We start from the raw sequence: 16,673 nt of genomic DNA on the forward strand, positions 1-16,673 counted from the left end.
ATGAGGGCATTAATTGTTTATACGGAGCTAACGGATGACGACTCCGTCATTAGCCATGCAGTAGCAAGACTTGCCAGTGAACTCAATGATGAACATGTCGAAACAGTCATCATTCGCGACTTTGAAGACGGCCTCGCTTATATCCGCTCAAATACCAGTATTGATTGCTTATTGTACGGTCGAGATATGTCTGACCGTGATGAACAGGTTCAAGCGCATCGCTTAATTACCCAATTACATCGTAGGCAAGAAGATGTTCCCGTCTTCTTGCTCAGTGATCGTGAAGAAGCGCTGGTTGCTTTTGATCGTAATATGATGGAGCAAGTTGATGAATTTGCTTGGATCTTAGAAGATTCAGCCGACTTCATTGCAGGCCGAGTACTGGCGGCTATTCAACGCTATCGCTCTCAATTGCTCCCTCCGTTAATGAAAAGCCTAATCAAGTACAGCGATGTGCATGAATACTCATGGGCAGCGCCGGGTCACCAAGGCGGTGTAGGGTTTACCAAAACGCCAGCAGGGCGTATTTATCATGATTTTTTTGGGGAAAATCTTTTCCGTACAGATATCGGAATAGAGCGCGTGGCTGTCGGATCGTTACTTGACCATACAGGGGCATTCGGCGAGTGTGAAAAGAATGCAGCTCGCGTGTTTGGTGCTGACCAGTCTTATTCTGTGGTTGTGGGCACCTCCGGCTCTAACCGAACAATTATGCAAGCCTGCATGACGGATGAAGATGTCGTGGTGATTGACCGTAATTGTCATAAATCTATTGAGCAAGGATTAATATTAACGGGGGCGAAACCCGTCTATATGATCCCGAGTCGCAATCGTTATGGCATTATTGGGCCAATTTATCCCAAAGAAATGACGCCAGATGCGATTAAATTTAAAATCGCGCATAACCCGCTTACGAAGGCGAAAGTTAAACAGAAACCGGCTTATAGTGTTGTGACCAATTGTACATATGATGGCGTTTGTTATAACGCACGTAAGGTACAAGACTTGCTGGACGGCTCTTTAGACCGTATTCATTTTGACGAAGCTTGGTATGGCTATGCGCGTTTTAACCCTATTTATCGTGACCATTTTGCAATGCGTGATGAAGAAAGAACAGAAAACCAGCCCACTATTTTTGCCACGCATTCTACGCATAAGTTACTGAATGCCTTATCACAAGCCTCTTTTATTCACGTACGTAATGGTCGTAACGCGATTGATTTTAATCGTTTCAATCAAGCCTATTTAATGCACTCAACCACCTCACCGCTATACGCGATTTGTGCATCCAATGATATCGCCGCGGATATGATGGATGGTAATAGCGGGCGGTCACTGACCGATGAGGTGATCCGTGAATCTATCGATTTTAGGCAGTCTTTGGCTTATTTGTATAAAGAATTTATCAATGATGGGGAATGGTTCTTTAAGCCTTGGAATCAGGAAATGGTGAAAGACCCTGCCACGGGTAAACGATATGCCTTTGAAGATGCCCCTGTTGAACTACTCATGAAAGAGCAAAGCTGTTGGGTCATGCATCCAGAGGATAAATGGCACGGCTTTAATGATATTCCTGATAATTGGGCCATGTTAGACCCTATTAAAGTGAGTATTCTCTCTCCTGGGATGGGGGATGATGGTAACTTATTGGATACAGGGGTGCCTGCTGCACTGGTGACCGCGTGGCTCAATCATTATGGCATTGTGCCGACACGCACTACTGACTTTCAAATCATGTTTCTCTTTTCGATGGGGATCACCAAAGGGAAGTGGGGAACATTAGTGAATACCCTGCTTTCCTTTAAGCGTCACTATGATAGTAATACCGCGTTGAAAAAGGTGCTCCCTGAGGTTGTGCAGTCTGCCCCTGAAATTTATGGTGAAATGGGGTTACGTGACCTAGGGGATAATATGTTTGCTTATTTACAGAAAAATAACCCAGGCGGATTACTCAATCAGGCGTATTCGCATTTACCTCAGGTGATGATGAGCCCGCGAGATGCTTATCAAGAAATTGTGGCGAATCGTGTTGAAGCGGTTCCGGTTGATCAATTAGTCGGTAGAGTGGCCGCTAACTCGATTATTCCTTATCCACCCGGTATCCCAATGCTTTTATCGGGGGAAAACTTTGGTGATGAAAATAGCCCCCATATTCGTTATTTACAAGGTTTACAGGCATGGGATAGTGCGTTCCCAGGTTTTGAGCATGAAACTGAAGGCACGGAAGTGATTGATGGCCGATATCATGTGATGTGTGTGACAGCACGAGAGCAATAAGTGAAATAGGGGAGCGCGAATATTAACGCGCTATCTTTAGAGAACCGAGGGAACAACGAGGTGAATGTCTGTTTATTCAACACCTATTTGTTCCCACTACGGTTCTTTGGAAGCGATAAATCAATCGGCTACGCGTTGGATTCGAATTCAGTGGTCATGGCTTCGAGCTGCTCTTGCAGTTCCATCCATGCCATTTCCACCTCTTCTAACGCATTTTTTTGCTCGGTTTGGCTTTTCAAACATTCTGATAGCTCATTCTTGCGAGCCTGCTCATAGATGGAGGCATCAGAAAGCATCGCTTCCAGTTCGGCTAAGGCGCTAGCGTGCTTCTCCATTTTCTTTTCCAACTCCACCAACTTTTTACGAATAGGTTGAGTCTGCTGGCGAAACTCGGCTTCGCGGCGTTTTTGATCTTTTCTATCTTGCGCAGTGACTGTCGTTGTGTTCGCTGGGCGTTCTTTTTCTTGTTGATCGCGAGCCTGCTGTAACTCCATTTTATTTTGTTCGGCTAGCCATTGTTGGTAATCCTCTAAATCACCATCAAAAGGTTCAACCAAACCATCATGCACTAAATATAAGTCATCGGTTGTGGAACGTAATAAGTGCCTATCATGAGATACCACAACCAAGGCCCCTTCGAAATCAATCAATGCTTCTGTCAGCGCTTGACGCATATCTAAATCTAGGTGGTTCGTGGGCTCATCAAGCAGTAACAAATTAGGTCGTTGCCAAACAATTAAGGCGAGTACCAAACGGGCTTTTTCGCCGCCAGAAAAACGGCCACTTGGGTCAGTCACTTGATCCCCTTTAAAACCAAACCCACCTAAATAATCACGTAATTGCTGCTCGGTTTCTTGTGGTGCCAGTCTTGCGAGATGTTGCAAAGGGGATTCGTCAGCATGCAAATACTCTAACTGATGCTGCGCGAAATAACCTAATTTAATACCTTTAGCTAACGAAACAGTGCCTTGTAATGGCTGTAAGTCTCCAGCAAGTAGTTTAATCAGTGTCGATTTACCCGCACCGTTGCGGCCTAACAAACCAATACGCGAACCGGGAACCAGATTCAATTTAATCGATTTTAAGATGATGGTATCACCATAACCGGCACTGACTTTTTCCATTTTCAGTAATGGATTTGGCAAGCTTTCAGGCTTACGGAAGGAAAAATGAAAGGGATTGTCGACATGGGCCGGTGCCACCATTTCCATCCGCTCTAACATTTTAATACGGCTTTGAGCTTGTTTCGCTTTGGTTGCCTGTGCCCTAAAGCGATCGATATAGCTTTGTAGGTGGGCGGCTTTAGCTTGCTGACTTTCATATAAAGATTGTTGCTGAGCCAGTTTGGTGGCGCGTTGCCGTTCAAAGGAAGAATAGTTGCCGGTATATTCGAACATACTTTCTTGCTCAATATGCAATACTTTATCAATGATCGGATCGAGGAAATCTCGGTCATGAGAAATTAATATTAATGTGCCAGGATAGCTTTTCAGCCATTTCTCTAACCAGATGACGGCATCTAAATCAAGGTGGTTCGTTGGTTCATCCAGTAATAATAAATCAGAACGGCATAGCAATGCTTGCGCAAGGTTAAGGCGCATGCGCCAACCACCTGAAAATGATTTTACCGGTTCTTGTAATTGGTGTTGATTGAAACCAAGGCCATGTAACAGACTTGCAGCGCGTGAACGGATACTCCATGCATTAATCGCATCAAGTTGACCATGTAAGGCGGCTATTTTATGGCCATCATTCTTTTCATTGGCCAATTGCAGTTGTTGTTCGAGAGTACGAAATTCGCGATCACCATCTATCACATACTCAAGTGCAGGCTGATCGAGGGCGGGGGTTTCTTGGTTAACCCAAGCGAGCGCCCATGTATTTGGGAAGGTAGCCGAACCTGCTTCTGCTTGTAATTCGCCTTTTAGCAATGCAAGCAGGGTTGATTTTCCACAGCCGTTTTTACCCACTAACCCAACTTTTTGACCTGGGTTGATTGTCGCGGTGGCATTGTCCAGCAAAACGCGAACGCCACGGCGAATTTGTAATGAAGAGAAAACAATCATAGATGCCGTCAGTTGAAAATATGTTAAATTATACGCGTCATACTTCAAGTTGCAGCGCGTGTTGTCAAGGCATGCTAGCTAGTTTATCCACACTAGTTACCTAGCTCTCTAGGTGCCTAGCGATTCATTCACTTGCTGCCTCACTGCAATTCGAATTATTAAGAGTATATACAGTGAATACCCTAGAATTTTCAGCTGGTATACGACCATACGAAAATGTGTAGGTGTAAAATAAAAGCGATATCCAAGCTGCATGGTAACGGAAAATTATCCGTCTGACACGCCTTTGAGGAGGGAAAGATGTCAAATAAGCTGAAAGTATTAGTGCTCTACGCACATCCTGACCCTGAAGAATCCGTCGCCAATAAAGCTTTGCTCGAAGCCGTCAAAGATTTAGACCATGTGACTGTACATGATCTGTATGCGACTTATCCTGACTATTTTATTGATGTGACCGCAGAGCAAAAACTGCTATGCCAATATGACGTCATTGTCTTTCAGCATCCCCTCTATACCTATAGTTGCCCAGCGTTATTAAAAGAGTGGTTTGATAGAGTATTAACGCGACGTTTTGCGACAGATATGGGGTATCAAAAATTAAAAGGGAAATATTGGCGCTCAGTCATTACTACGGGAGAGCCTCAGGAAGCCTATCAATATGGAGGCTATAATCGTTATCCCTTAAACGACATTTTACGTCCTTTCGAACTGACAGCGGCAATGTGTGACATGCAATGGTTAGAACCCAACATTATTTATGCTGCGCGTAGGCAAGATAAACACCATTTACAGCAGATCATCTCAGGGTACCGTGAGTGGTTACAACAACCATTACAAACAGGGGGCCTCTCCTAATGGGACAACTCGATATCTTTGAAGCTGTCATCGTGTTCCTGTGTGCTGGGGTCGTCATGGTGCCCATCGCCCAAAAAATTCGTTTAGGTGCGGTGCTGGGGTATCTATTAGCGGGTATTATGATTGGACCGTTTGTCTTTGGTTTCATTCATAACGTTGACGATATTCTCCATTTTTCGGAAATGGGCGTTGTATTTTTGATGTTTTTAATTGGCTTAGAACTGAAGCCATCGAAACTCTGGGAGTTACGTCGTTCCATTTTTGGCGTTGGGACAGCACAAGTTGTCGTCACGGCCGCAATCATGGCGGGATTACTTTTTTTAGCAAAATTCTCTTGGCAAGCTGCGGTTGTTGGCGGGCTAGGTATGGCAATGTCATCAACCGCAATGGCTTTGCAGCTCATGAATGAAAAGGGCATGTCCAATAAAGAGAGCGGGCAGTTAGGGTTCTCGGTATTGTTATTCCAAGATATGGCCGTGATCCCAATAATGGCATTAATCCCATTATTGGCTGGTGATACCGCGAGCAGTGATTGGTATCGTATTGGCTTGAAGGTTGCTGCATTTGCAGGCCTTTGGGTGGTGGGACGTTACTTATTACGCCCGATGTTCCGTCTGGCGGCAAAATCAGGTGTCCATGAGATTTTTACCGCGGCAGCACTGTTGGTTGTGCTTGGTTCTGCGCTTATTATGGAAAGCCTCGGCTTCTCCATGGCACTCGGAACTTTTATGGCGGGAGTGATGCTCGCTGAAACAGAATTTCGCCATGAGTTAGAAATTAATATTGAGCCATTTAAAGGTTTATTGCTGGGACTCTTTTTTATTTCAGTGGGCATGTCGCTAAATTTACAAATACTCTGGTCATATCTTCCACAAGTTTTATTCGGTGTTCTGGTCTTAGTCTCGGTGAAGGCTCTAGTGCTGTATACCCTCAGTTGGATAGCGCGATTACGCAATGGCGCTAGAGCGCAATTTTCTGGCGTATTAAGCCAAGGTGGTGAGTTTGCGTTTGTTATTTTTGCGACGGCATCGGGTGCCAGTGTGATTGATGAAAGGCAGATGGATTTACTGCTAGTGGTCGTCACGTTATCGATGATGACGACACCACTTGTGATGCAATTGATCGATGCCTATTTGAATTATCGTTATAATCGCCAGCCTGTTTCCCATGAAAAACCATTCGTTGAAGACAATGATCCCCATGTGATTTTAGTTGGCTTTGGGCGCATGGGCCAAGTTGTTGGTCGCTTACTAATGGCTAATAAAGTGAAAATTACGGTTCTTGAGCAGGATGTCACGGCAATTAGCACCATGCGTCGTTATGGTTATACCGTTTATTATGGTGATGCGCGTGAGCTACAACTATTGCGTTCAGCGGGAGCCGAGAAAGCGAAAGCGATTGTCATTACGAGTGACGTTCCTGAAGAGGTGATGGAAATCGTGCAATTATGTCAAGAAAACTTTCCAAACCTACATATTATTGCTCGAGCAAAAGGGCGCGTTGAGGCGCATGAATTATTGCAGCGTGGCGTCACCGATTTTAGTCGTGAAACCTTTTCCAGCGCATTAGAGTTGGGGAGTAAAGCACTCATTAGTACAGGCATGCACCCGCATAAAGCCTATCGCGCCAAACAGCATTTTCGACGATTGGATATGCGAGTATTACGGGAGATAATCCCAGAAAATGAAGGTGATAGCGGCCAAATTTCCCGTGTTAAAGAAGCGCGCCGAGAGTTAAATGAGTTGTTCGAAAAAGAGATGCTAAGAGAACATCGCCAGCCACATAGCTGGAATCATGATAAATAAAGGATAGATTAATGTCGTCAACACGTAAGCGGTTTATTGCAGGGGCAATCTGCCCTAAATGTCAATCACAAGACACCCTCATGATGTGGTGTGAAGATCAAATTGATGTTGTTGAGTGCGTTAATTGTGGGGATCAGCAGCGCCAAGTTGATGATAGTGCGACTCCTCATGTGAGAAAACAAGAGCAAGTGATCGGAATTTTTACGCCTGAATAAGAGAATTTTGTCAATTCTCAATACAGCTGTTTTGTTTTCCGGTACAATTAGCAAAATTTTTCCCCTCTATGGGTTGTAGGAGATGTCATGAAAGTAGCAAACGATTTGGTAGTCAGCTTGGCTTATCAAGTAAGAACAGAAGACGGTGTTTTAGTTGATGAGTCCCCGGCAAATGCGCCACTCGACTATCTACATGGCCGTGGTTCTTTAATTTCTGGTCTGGAAAAAGCGTTGGAAGGTCGTGCTGTAGGTGATCACTTTGATGTTGAAGTCGCCTCTGATGACGCATACGGTCAATACGACGAAAACTTAGTTCAACGTGTTCCAAAAGATGTGTTCATGGGCGTTGAAGAACTGCAAGTTGGTATGCGCTTCTTGGCAGATACAGATATGGGACCGGTGCCAGTTGAAATTACCGGTATTGAAGGTGATGAAGTCATCGTCGATGGTAACCACATGTTAGCGGGTCAAAACTTGAAATTTAATGTTGAGATCATCGCGATTCGTGAAGCCACCGAAGAAGAATTGGCTCATGGTCATGTTCACGGTGCAAATGGCCACGATCACGACCATGAAGGTGGTTGCTGTGGCGGCGGTCATGGTCACGACCATAGCCATGGTGATGCTGGCGGTTGTTGTGGTGGCGGTGAAGGTCACGGCCATGGCCACAAACACGGCGGTTGTGGTTGCCACTAAGTGGTTAAATAACAAAAAAAGGAAAGCGCTGGCTTTCCTTTTTTGCGTCTGAAGTTGATAACGAATTAGTAATGTGGAGGAGGTGTCTCTTCTTCTGGCCTTGCGAGGTGAGAGGATTGAGATGATTTTAATCGCTCTGCCACAATACGTATGTGCTCTTGTAACTTGGACAACTGCATTTGTTGGTCGGTAATCACTTGGTTAAGTTGTTCTATCGTAATTTCTTGAAAAGCCACTTTGCTTTCTAAAAGCTCAAGGCGTTGTTCAAAAGCGTCAAATGAATCCATTTTGGAGCCCCTTATGGCTTTTTATCATAAAAAAGCCATCATAATAACTGAACATTACAAATCAATAGATAAGTTTTAGTTAAAGAGATAGGCGATGAAACCTCTTTTTGTTAATGTTGTCTAAGTAGTCATTCTGTTGCTTACTATTCTACACTGAATTTTAATAAGTGAGTAACAACGCATACTTATAATAGATATCGGAGATTAGGATGAAATCACTGTTTAAGGCAAGTCTTCTGGCAACGACATTAGCATTGGCTTTTGGAGCCCCTCAAGTTATGGCGGCTGAGACCACTGCTAAAGCGCCAACAAGTAGCGCATTTAAATCAGCCGAAGAGCGTAATGCCTATGCATTAGGCGCGTCTTTGGGCCGCTATATGCAAAACTCATTGGAAGAGCAAAAAGCGATTGGTATCAATCTAGACAAAGCTCAGTTGCTTGCTGGTGTTCAAGATGCCTTCAACAACAAAAGTAAAATGACGGATGCAGAAGTTGAAGAGACGCTACGCCAGTTTGAAGGCCAAGTTAAACAAGCGGCTGAGAAAAAAATGAAAGATGAGTCAGCTGCGAATGAAAAAGCAGGTGCTGAGTATCGTGAAAAATACGCGAAAGAAAAAGGCGTAGTGAAAACTAAGTCAGGCCTACTGTACAAAATTGAAAAAGAAGGTACAGGTGCTAAACCTAAAGCAGATGATACCGTTGTCGTTCACTATAAAGGTATGCTGACGGATGGTACTGAATTTGATAGCTCATATTCACGTAATGAGCCTCTGACCATCCCACTGAATTCAGTGATTAAAGGTTGGACAGAAGGTCTGGTTAATGTGAAGAAAGGCGGCAAAATCCAGCTCGTAATCCCAGCGGAACTGGCATACGGTGAAAATGGTGTTCCAGGAATTCCTGCTAACTCCACACTGGTATTTGATGTTGAACTATTAGACATCAAGCCAGAAGCAAAATAATAACTGTTAAGTTGTCATAAAAAACCCAGCGATGTCTGGGTTTTTTACGTTAAGGCGTGATCAACTTATTTTCTTCAAAAAAAGAGTTAAGCAAAATATAATAATTAATTTATTGATAACTCTTATATATTTAAGAAAAGGGACCCATAAGCTTATTTGGCATTAGTTGATGGATTATGTGTTAAAAATAATGCTTATTTTGCTGAAAACTTGTGATAAGACAAACTCTCTTGCATGCAATTGCTTGACGGCGGCGCCTCGTAGTTTTAACTTCACTGTATTCGACCTAATTATTTATCGCCACATTTGCTGACCAAACATATGCAATGAAGCTATACACTAAATAATTTGAGGTGCAGCAGGGCGGCAAGTGAATGACTCGCTAGGCATATAGGAAACTATACAACTAGTGCGATTGAACGTCGCCAGCAATGTCGCAACTTGAAATATGACGAGTATAAAAGCCTCCAACAATTAACGCTTCATGAGTCAGTAAGGCGATTTTTCGTACACTTGAAGGATGGTGTTTAAAAATGTCTAACTCAGTACTTTCAAATGATCATAATGATATTAATTTATTAAATAATGAGCCTTTTACTCAGACTGATCATGAAATTCTAAAATCGTACGAAGCTGCCGTAGATGGCTTAGCTATGTTGATAGGTGCACATTGTGAAATCGTTCTTCACTCTCTGGAAGATTTAAAATGTTCAGCCGTCAGAATAGCCAACGGGCAACATACTGGACGTCAAATTGGTTCACCCATTACGGATCTTGCATTGCGTATGCTTCACGATATGGCGGATGAAGAATCAAATGTTTCAAAAGCCTATTTTACGAAAGCGAAAAGTGGCGACCTGATGAAATCGGTTACGATTGCCATTCGTAACCGCAATCAACGCGTGATAGGCCTTTTGTGCATTAATATGAATTTAGATGTGCCATTTTCAGAGATTATTAAAAGCTTTGTGCCTGAAGAAAAACAAGATGTGACTTCAGATGTTAACTTTGCCTCTTCCGTTGATGATCTGGTGGCTCAGACATTAGAATTTACGATTGAAGAGGTGGGGGCCGATCGTAATGTGTCGAACAATGCGAAAAATAAACAAGTTGTACTTAATCTGTATGAAAAAGGTATTTTTGATATTAAAGATGCCATTAACCAGGTGGCTGACCGCTTAAATATCTCTAAACATACCGTGTATCTCTATATTCGCCAGTTTAAGAGTGGGGAATGAGTAAACAATCTCTCACATACTGCTTGCTAGTTACTGGACCCGCTTATGGTACACAGCAAGCAGCCAGTGCTTACCAATTTGCGAATGCACTTCTTGAGGAAGGGCATTGCTTAAAAACGCTCTTTTTTTACAGTGAAGGTGTGACGAATGCGAATGCGCTAACGTCACCTGCCAATGATGAATTCAATTTAGTGAAAGCATGGCAGCAATTAGCGATGAAATCGGGTTGTGAAATGCATGTTTGTGTTTCTGCCGCGTTGCGCCGCGGGGTGGTGGATAAAGAACAGGCTGAGCTTTTATCACTTGCCGTTAGCAATTTAGGAGAGGGTTTTATGATGAGTGGGCTCGGAAGTTTAGCTGAGGCGATGATAACAGCGGATAGAACCATTCGTTTTTAAAACCAATTTATTATGCGATTCACCCCCCTTCATCATGGCGACCTGAGTAAACTCAAACTCAGCCGGTTGCGGGGGGCGGTTTAGCAACGCTTTGCATCATTTAGTGGATATATGAAAAAGTTTGCCTTTGTTTTTACCTCCATGCCTCACGGAAATGCGAGTGGTCGAGAAGGGCTAGATGCGCTACTTGCCACATCGGCACTCACTGAAGATATTGATGTTTTTTTCCTTTCAGATGGTGTCTGCCAGTTACTTGCTAATCAAAATCCAAAAGAAATTTTAGCGAGAGACTATATTTCCACGTTTAAAATTTTGCCACTTTACGATATCAATAATATTTTCGTGTGTGCGGATTCACTAAAAGAAAGAGGGATTTGCGAAAATAGTGAGTGGGTCGTTGAGGTAAATGTCATCAATTCGACACAAATTCGCGATAAATTATCCGAATATGATGTTGTGCTTAAATTTTGATCTGTTGTAGGATCTTTTCTATGCTTTATACTATAGCAAAGTCACCTTTTCACTGTGATCTCACCGCGTTTCTACGACTGATCACGCCGGATGATGCGGTATTATTGTTACAAGATGGCGTTATTGCTGCCATTCATCAATCCACTCATCTTTGTGAACTGCAAAAAAAAGGTGCACAAATCTATGCGTTAGATGCAGATGTCAATGCTCGAGGTTTGCAGAATATGCTATCAGAACAGGTCTCTTTAGCTTCATATCGCGATTTTGTTCAGCTAACTGTGAGCCATAAACAACATTTTGCCCTATAAAAGCGTTAAAAGTTGTATATTTCTTGACACCTGAGCCAGTCAGCAATAAAATTTCGCGTCCTCGTGTATCGTCATGTTGGCGAACGAGGTCGAAATCCGTGTTTACGAAGCAAAAAAAACCAGGAGCTTTTTTAATAATGGCAACTATTAATCAGCTGGTACGCAAATCACGTAGCTCGAAAGTTGTTAAAAGCAACGTTCCAGCACTGGAAGCTTGCCCGCAAAAACGTGGCGTATGTACTCGTGTATATACTACCACTCCTAAAAAACCAAACTCAGCACTACGTAAAGTGTGCCGTGTTCGTTTAACTAACGGTTATGAAGTTTCTTCCTACATCGGTGGTGAAGGCCACAACTTGCAGGAACACTCCGTAATCCTGATCCGTGGCGGTCGTGTTAAAGACTTGCCAGGTGTGCGTTATCACACCGTTCGCGGTGCACTGGACTGTTCTGGTGTTAAAGACCGTAAACAAGGCCGTTCTAAATACGGTGCTAAGAAACCTAAGGCTTAATGGTTCTCCGTTAAGTAAGGCCAAACATTTTTAATCTTAATGTCAAAATACTCTAATAGAGTTTTGGGCAAACCTGAATTAACAACGGAGTAATATCCATGCCACGTCGTCGCGTAATTGGTCAACGTAAAATTCTTCCAGATCCTAAGTTCGGATCAGAATTACTGGCCAAATTTGTGAACATCCTGATGGTAGACGGGAAAAAATCTACTGCTGAAGCAATCGTATATAACGCGCTTGAGACCCTGGCTCAGCGTTCTGGTAAGACTGAACTTGATGCATTCGAACTCGCACTGGATAACGTGCGTCCGACTGTGGAAGTTAAATCCCGCCGTGTTGGTGGTTCTACTTACCAAGTTCCTGTAGAAGTTCGTCCGGTTCGTCGTAATGCTCTGGCAATGCGTTGGATCGTTGATGCTGCTCGTAAACGCGGTGATAAGTCAATGGCTCTGCGCCTGGCAAACGAATTATCGGATGCAGCTGAGAACAAAGGTTCTGCTGTTAAGAAACGTGAAGACGTTCACCGTATGGCAGAAGCTAACAAGGCGTTCGCTCACTACCGCTGGTAATTTCACCGCATTAGTGATGCTTCTTAGGGTAGCCTTCCGCTACCCTTTATATGATGAATTGAACGCCCACGAGAGAGGAAAAAATGGCCCGTCAAACGCCCATATCACGCTATCGTAACATCGGTATCAGTGCACACATCGACGCCGGTAAAACAACAACTTCTGAACGTATTCTGTTCTATACAGGTGTAAACCATAAAATTGGTGAAACCCACGAAGGTTCTGCAACAATGGACTGGATGGAACAGGAGCAAGAGCGTGGTATTACTATCACGTCTGCTGCGACTACAGCATTCTGGTCCGGTATGGCAAAACAGTTTGAGCCACACCGTATCAACATTATTGACACCCCAGGACACGTTGACTTCACTATCGAAGTAGAACGTTCTATGCGTGTTCTTGATGGTGCAGTTATGGTTTACTGTGCTGTTGGTGGTGTTCAGCCACAGTCTGAAACTGTATGGCGTCAAGCTAACAAATATAAAGTTCCACGTATCGCGTTCGTTAACAAAATGGACCGTATGGGTGCAAACTTCCTGCGTGTTGTTGAACAATTAAAAACACGTCTGGCTGCAAACCCAGTTCCACTTCAATTACCAGTTGGTGCAGAAGAAGGCTTCACTGGTGTTGTTGACTTGATCAAAATGAAAGCGATCAAGTGGAGCGATGAAGATCAAGGCGTTACCTTCGAATACGAAGATATCCCTGCGAATATGCAAGATCAAGCTGAAGAATGGCATAACTTCCTAGTTGAATCTGCTGCTGAAGCATCAGAAGAACTGATGGAAAAATATTTAGGCGGTGATGAACTGTCTGAAGAAGAAATCAAAGCTGCTCTTCGTCAACGCGTTCTTGCAAGCGAAATTATCCTGGTTACCTGTGGTTCTGCATTTAAGAACAAAGGTGTTCAGGCAATGCTGGATGCAGTTATCGAGTTCTTACCTTCACCAACAGATGTACCTGCAATCAATGGTATTCTGGACGATGGTAAAGATACGCCAGCTGAACGTCACGCAAGTGATGATGAGCCGTTCTCATCTTTAGCATTTAAAATTGCAACTGACCCGTTCGTTGGTAACCTGACGTTCTTCCGTGTTTACTCTGGTTTTGTTAACTCAGGTGACACGGTTCTGAACCCAGTTAAATCTAAGAAAGAACGTTTTGGTCGTATCGTTCAGATGCACGCTAACAAGCGTGAAGAGATTAAAGAAGTTCGCGCTGGTGACATCGCGGCAGCTATCGGTCTGAAAGACGTAACTACAGGTGATACTCTGTGTGCTGTTGAAGCGCCAATCATCCTAGAACGTATGGAATTCCCAGAGCCAGTAATCTCTGTTGCAATTGAACCAAAAACTAAAGCTGACCAAGAAAAAATGGGTATCGCATTGGGTCGTTTGGCTCAAGAAGATCCATCATTCCGCGTATCAAGTGATGAAGAAACGGGTCAAACCATCATCGCTGGTATGGGTGAATTGCACTTGGACGTTCTGGTTGACCGTATGCGTCGCGAATTTAAAGTTGAAGCGAACGTTGGTAAACCACAAGTTGCTTACCGTGAAGCTATCACTGCTAAAGTGACAGACATCGAAGGTAAACACGCGAAACAGTCTGGTGGTCGTGGTCAGTACGGTCATGTGGTTATCGATATGTACCCACTTGACAAAAATGATAAAGACGGCGTTCCTATGGACTACGAATTTGTCAACGAAATCAAAGGTGGTGTAATCCCTGGTGAATACATCCCTGCGGTTGACAAAGGTATCCAAGAGCAGTTGAAATCTGGCCCACTGGCTGGTTATCCTGTTGTTAACATGGGTATTCGTCTACATTTCGGTTCTTACCATGATGTTGACTCATCTGAACTGGCATTTAAACTGGCGGCATCAATCGCGTTTAAAGATGGCTTCAAAAAAGCTAAACCTGTTCTGCTTGAGCCAATCATGAAAGTTGAGGTGGAAACACCAGAAGACTACATGGGTGACGTTATTGGTGACTTGAACCGTCGCCGTGGTCTGATTGAAGGTATGGATGACATGGCAACTGGTAAAGTTGTTCGTGCACAAGTACCATTGTCAGAAATGTTCGGTTACGCTACAGACCTGCGTTCACAAACTCAAGGTCGTGCTTCATACTCAATGGAGTTCTTGAAGTACAATGAAGCACCTAACAACGTTGCACAAGCTGTTATCGAAGCTCGTAACGCTAAGTAATCGGTTTTAATCGATTTAACTACTTTAATTAAGTTCCCTCTTTATAGTGAAGAGGGAACTCCATAAGGAATAGAGTCGTGTCTAAAGAAAAATTTGAACGTTCCAAACCGCACGTTAACGTTGGTACAATCGGCCACGTTGACCACGGTAAAACTACCCTGACAGCAGCAATCACTACTGTTCTGGCAAAAACTTACGGCGGTAGCGCTCGTGCATTCGATCAAATCGATAACGCACCAGAAGAAAAAGCGCGTGGTATCACCATCTCTACTTCTCACGTAGAGTACGATACACCAACTCGCCACTACGCACACGTAGACTGCCCAGGACACGCCGACTATGTTAAAAACATGATCACCGGTGCTGCGCAGATGGATGGTGCAATCCTGGTTGTTGCTGCAACTGATGGCCCAATGCCACAAACTCGTGAGCACATCCTGTTAGGTCGTCAGGTTGGTGTTCCTTACATCATCGTTTTCCTGAACAAATGTGACATGGTAGACGATGAAGAGCTGTTAGAGCTGGTTGAAATGGAAGTTCGTGAGCTTCTGTCTCAGTACGATTTCCCAGGCGATGACACACCAGTTATCCGTGGTTCAGCTCTGAAAGCGCTGGAAGGCAACCCAGAGTGGGAAGCGAAAATTGTTGAATTAGCAGAAGCACTGGACAGCTACATTCCAGAGCCAGAGCGTGCAATTGACAAGCCATTCCTGCTGCCAATCGAAGACGTATTCTCAATCTCTGGTCGTGGTACTGTAGTAACAGGCCGTGTTGAGCGTGGTATCATCAAAGTGGGTGAAGAAGTTGAAATCGTTGGTATCAAAGAGACCGCGAAAACCACTTGTACTGGTGTTGAAATGTTCCGTAAGCTTCTAGACGAAGGTCGTGCAGGTGAGAACGTTGGTGTTCTTCTGCGTGGTACTAAGCGTGAAGAAATCGAACGTGGTCAAGTTCTGGCGAAACCAGGTTCAATCAAGCCACACACTACTTTCGAATCAGAAGTTTATATCCTGAGCAAAGATGAAGGTGGTCGTCACACTCCATTCTTCAAAGGCTACCGTCCACAGTTCTACTTCCGTACAACTGACGTAACCGGTACTATCGAACTGCCAGAAGGCGTAGAGATGGTAATGCCAGGTGACAACATCAACATGAAAGTTACCCTGATCCACCCAATCGCGATGGATGATGGTTTGCGTTTCGCAATCCGTGAAGGTGGCCGTACTGTAGGTGCGGGTGTTGTTGCAAAAATCATTGCATAATAACAACCCACTTTAGTAAAAAGGGCATCTTTAAGATGCCCTTTTTATACTTAAAATAATTCAAGTAATATATTATTAATCAATTGGTTATCTTGAGTTATCTCAATGCCTCAATAGTGTAAAATGTCGCGACGCGATAGCGATTTGAGCCATCACCATGCAATATTTTAAACTATGAAGGGTATAACGTTGTAAAATTAAGAACCTATCTCATCAATGGTTGTGGAAATTATTGGTGAGATAGGCTCTGATGCAACGAATATAGCAACTGCATCATTAGCTTTATGCAGTTATATGAGATTTATTAAGGTTTTGCTCAGAAGATATGGTATATTTTACTGCTGCCGCATTTAGAAATTAATTTTCATAATAATCGCGGCAAAAAATTTGTTGAGCATGCCTTAAATTTACCTACGGAATAGCGAGTGAGCACATCATCGCCTTTTGCTAGTCGATTGCTCTTTGAGTTTCGTAGGCGTTGTCAACAATTCTCCTTGTTTGACTTAGCAAGCTCGGCTCGTAGTACATAAGGGATATGTTGA

Annotated in this window: 16 protein-coding genes; 14 read left to right on the forward strand and 2 right to left on the reverse strand. The window is 43.6% G+C overall.

All coding sequences use genetic code 11. The annotated features are described in order from the left end of the window. Entirely contained in the window at positions 1-2,277 is a 2,277-nt protein-coding gene (adiA, locus tag G3341_RS01600; RefSeq protein WP_163860555.1) for an arginine decarboxylase, read from the forward strand. 128 nt (positions 2,278-2,405) lie between these two features. Here the strand turns inward: adiA and G3341_RS01605 are convergent, their stop codons facing one another. Continuing rightward, on the reverse strand, positions 2,406-4,343 hold the full coding sequence (locus G3341_RS01605) for an ABC transporter ATP-binding protein (protein WP_163860556.1): 1,938 nt from the start codon (positions 4,341-4,343) through the stop codon (positions 2,406-2,408). A gap of 300 nt (positions 4,344-4,643) precedes the next feature. Between G3341_RS01605 and kefG the strand changes: the two genes are divergently transcribed. From kefG to slyD, 4 genes are all read left to right on the forward strand, one after another. Continuing rightward, positions 4,644-5,198 (forward strand): glutathione-regulated potassium-efflux system ancillary protein KefG, encoded by a 555-nt coding sequence (kefG, locus tag G3341_RS01610; RefSeq protein ID WP_154623257.1) that lies wholly within the window; start codon positions 4,644-4,646, stop codon positions 5,196-5,198. Further along, positions 5,198-7,003: a glutathione-regulated potassium-efflux system protein KefB gene (gene kefB / locus G3341_RS01615; protein WP_154623258.1), complete on the forward strand. Its 1,806-nt coding sequence runs from the start codon at positions 5,198-5,200 to the stop codon at positions 7,001-7,003. The genes kefG and kefB overlap by 1 nt, the downstream gene beginning before the upstream one ends. Positions 7,004-7,014: 11 nt before the next feature. Further along, positions 7,015-7,218: a YheV family putative zinc ribbon protein gene (locus tag G3341_RS01620; protein ID WP_163860557.1), complete on the forward strand. Its 204-nt coding sequence runs from the start codon at positions 7,015-7,017 to the stop codon at positions 7,216-7,218. Positions 7,219-7,305: 87 nt separating this feature from the next. Continuing rightward, positions 7,306-7,914, forward strand: coding sequence for a peptidylprolyl isomerase (slyD, locus tag G3341_RS01625; protein WP_154623260.1), 609 nt, complete (start codon positions 7,306-7,308; stop codon positions 7,912-7,914). Positions 7,915-7,979: 65 nt separating this feature from the next. Here slyD and G3341_RS01630 read toward each other — a convergent pair whose 3' ends face one another. Next, positions 7,980-8,201, reverse strand: a complete 222-nt coding sequence (locus tag G3341_RS01630) for a SlyX family protein (RefSeq protein ID WP_154623261.1) — start codon at positions 8,199-8,201, stop codon at positions 7,980-7,982. Between the two features lie 209 nt (positions 8,202-8,410). On the opposite strand from G3341_RS01630, the gene fkpA reads away from it, so the two are divergent. From fkpA to tuf, 9 genes are all read left to right on the forward strand, one after another. After that, complete coding sequence (gene fkpA, locus G3341_RS01635) at positions 8,411-9,163, forward strand: FKBP-type peptidyl-prolyl cis-trans isomerase (protein ID WP_154623262.1); 753 nt, start codon at positions 8,411-8,413, stop codon at positions 9,161-9,163. Positions 9,164-9,696: 533 nt separating this feature from the next. Beyond that, positions 9,697-10,401: a helix-turn-helix transcriptional regulator gene (locus tag G3341_RS01640; protein WP_154624187.1), complete on the forward strand. Its 705-nt coding sequence runs from the start codon at positions 9,697-9,699 to the stop codon at positions 10,399-10,401. Next, on the forward strand, positions 10,398-10,799 hold the full coding sequence (gene tusD, locus G3341_RS01645) for a sulfurtransferase complex subunit TusD (RefSeq protein ID WP_163860558.1): 402 nt from the start codon (positions 10,398-10,400) through the stop codon (positions 10,797-10,799). Before G3341_RS01640 ends, tusD begins: the two co-directional genes overlap by 4 nt. A gap of 111 nt (positions 10,800-10,910) precedes the next feature. Next, the gene (gene tusC, locus G3341_RS01650) at positions 10,911-11,270 is read left to right on the forward strand and encodes a sulfurtransferase complex subunit TusC (protein ID WP_163860559.1); all 360 of its coding nucleotides are present in this window, start codon (positions 10,911-10,913) and stop codon (positions 11,268-11,270) included. Positions 11,271-11,290: 20 nt separating this feature from the next. Next, complete coding sequence (gene tusB / locus G3341_RS01655; RefSeq protein ID WP_154624190.1) at positions 11,291-11,578, forward strand: sulfurtransferase complex subunit TusB; 288 nt, start codon at positions 11,291-11,293, stop codon at positions 11,576-11,578. Between the two features lie 137 nt (positions 11,579-11,715). Continuing rightward, the gene (gene rpsL, locus G3341_RS01660; protein WP_163860560.1) at positions 11,716-12,090 is read left to right on the forward strand and encodes a 30S ribosomal protein S12; all 375 of its coding nucleotides are present in this window, start codon (positions 11,716-11,718) and stop codon (positions 12,088-12,090) included. A gap of 98 nt (positions 12,091-12,188) precedes the next feature. Next, complete coding sequence (gene rpsG, locus G3341_RS01665; protein WP_004262486.1) at positions 12,189-12,659, forward strand: 30S ribosomal protein S7; 471 nt, start codon at positions 12,189-12,191, stop codon at positions 12,657-12,659. 83 nt (positions 12,660-12,742) lie between these two features. Then, positions 12,743-14,869: an elongation factor G gene (gene fusA / locus G3341_RS01670; RefSeq protein ID WP_154624192.1), complete on the forward strand. Its 2,127-nt coding sequence runs from the start codon at positions 12,743-12,745 to the stop codon at positions 14,867-14,869. Between the two features lie 77 nt (positions 14,870-14,946). Then, positions 14,947-16,131, forward strand: a complete 1,185-nt coding sequence (tuf, locus tag G3341_RS01675) for an elongation factor Tu (protein WP_154624778.1) — start codon at positions 14,947-14,949, stop codon at positions 16,129-16,131. Positions 16,132-16,673 lie beyond the last annotated feature (542 nt).

Origin of the sequence: Providencia vermicola (assembly GCF_010748935.1) — a bacterium.
GTDB lineage: Bacteria > Pseudomonadota > Gammaproteobacteria > Enterobacterales > Enterobacteriaceae > Providencia > Providencia zhejiangensis.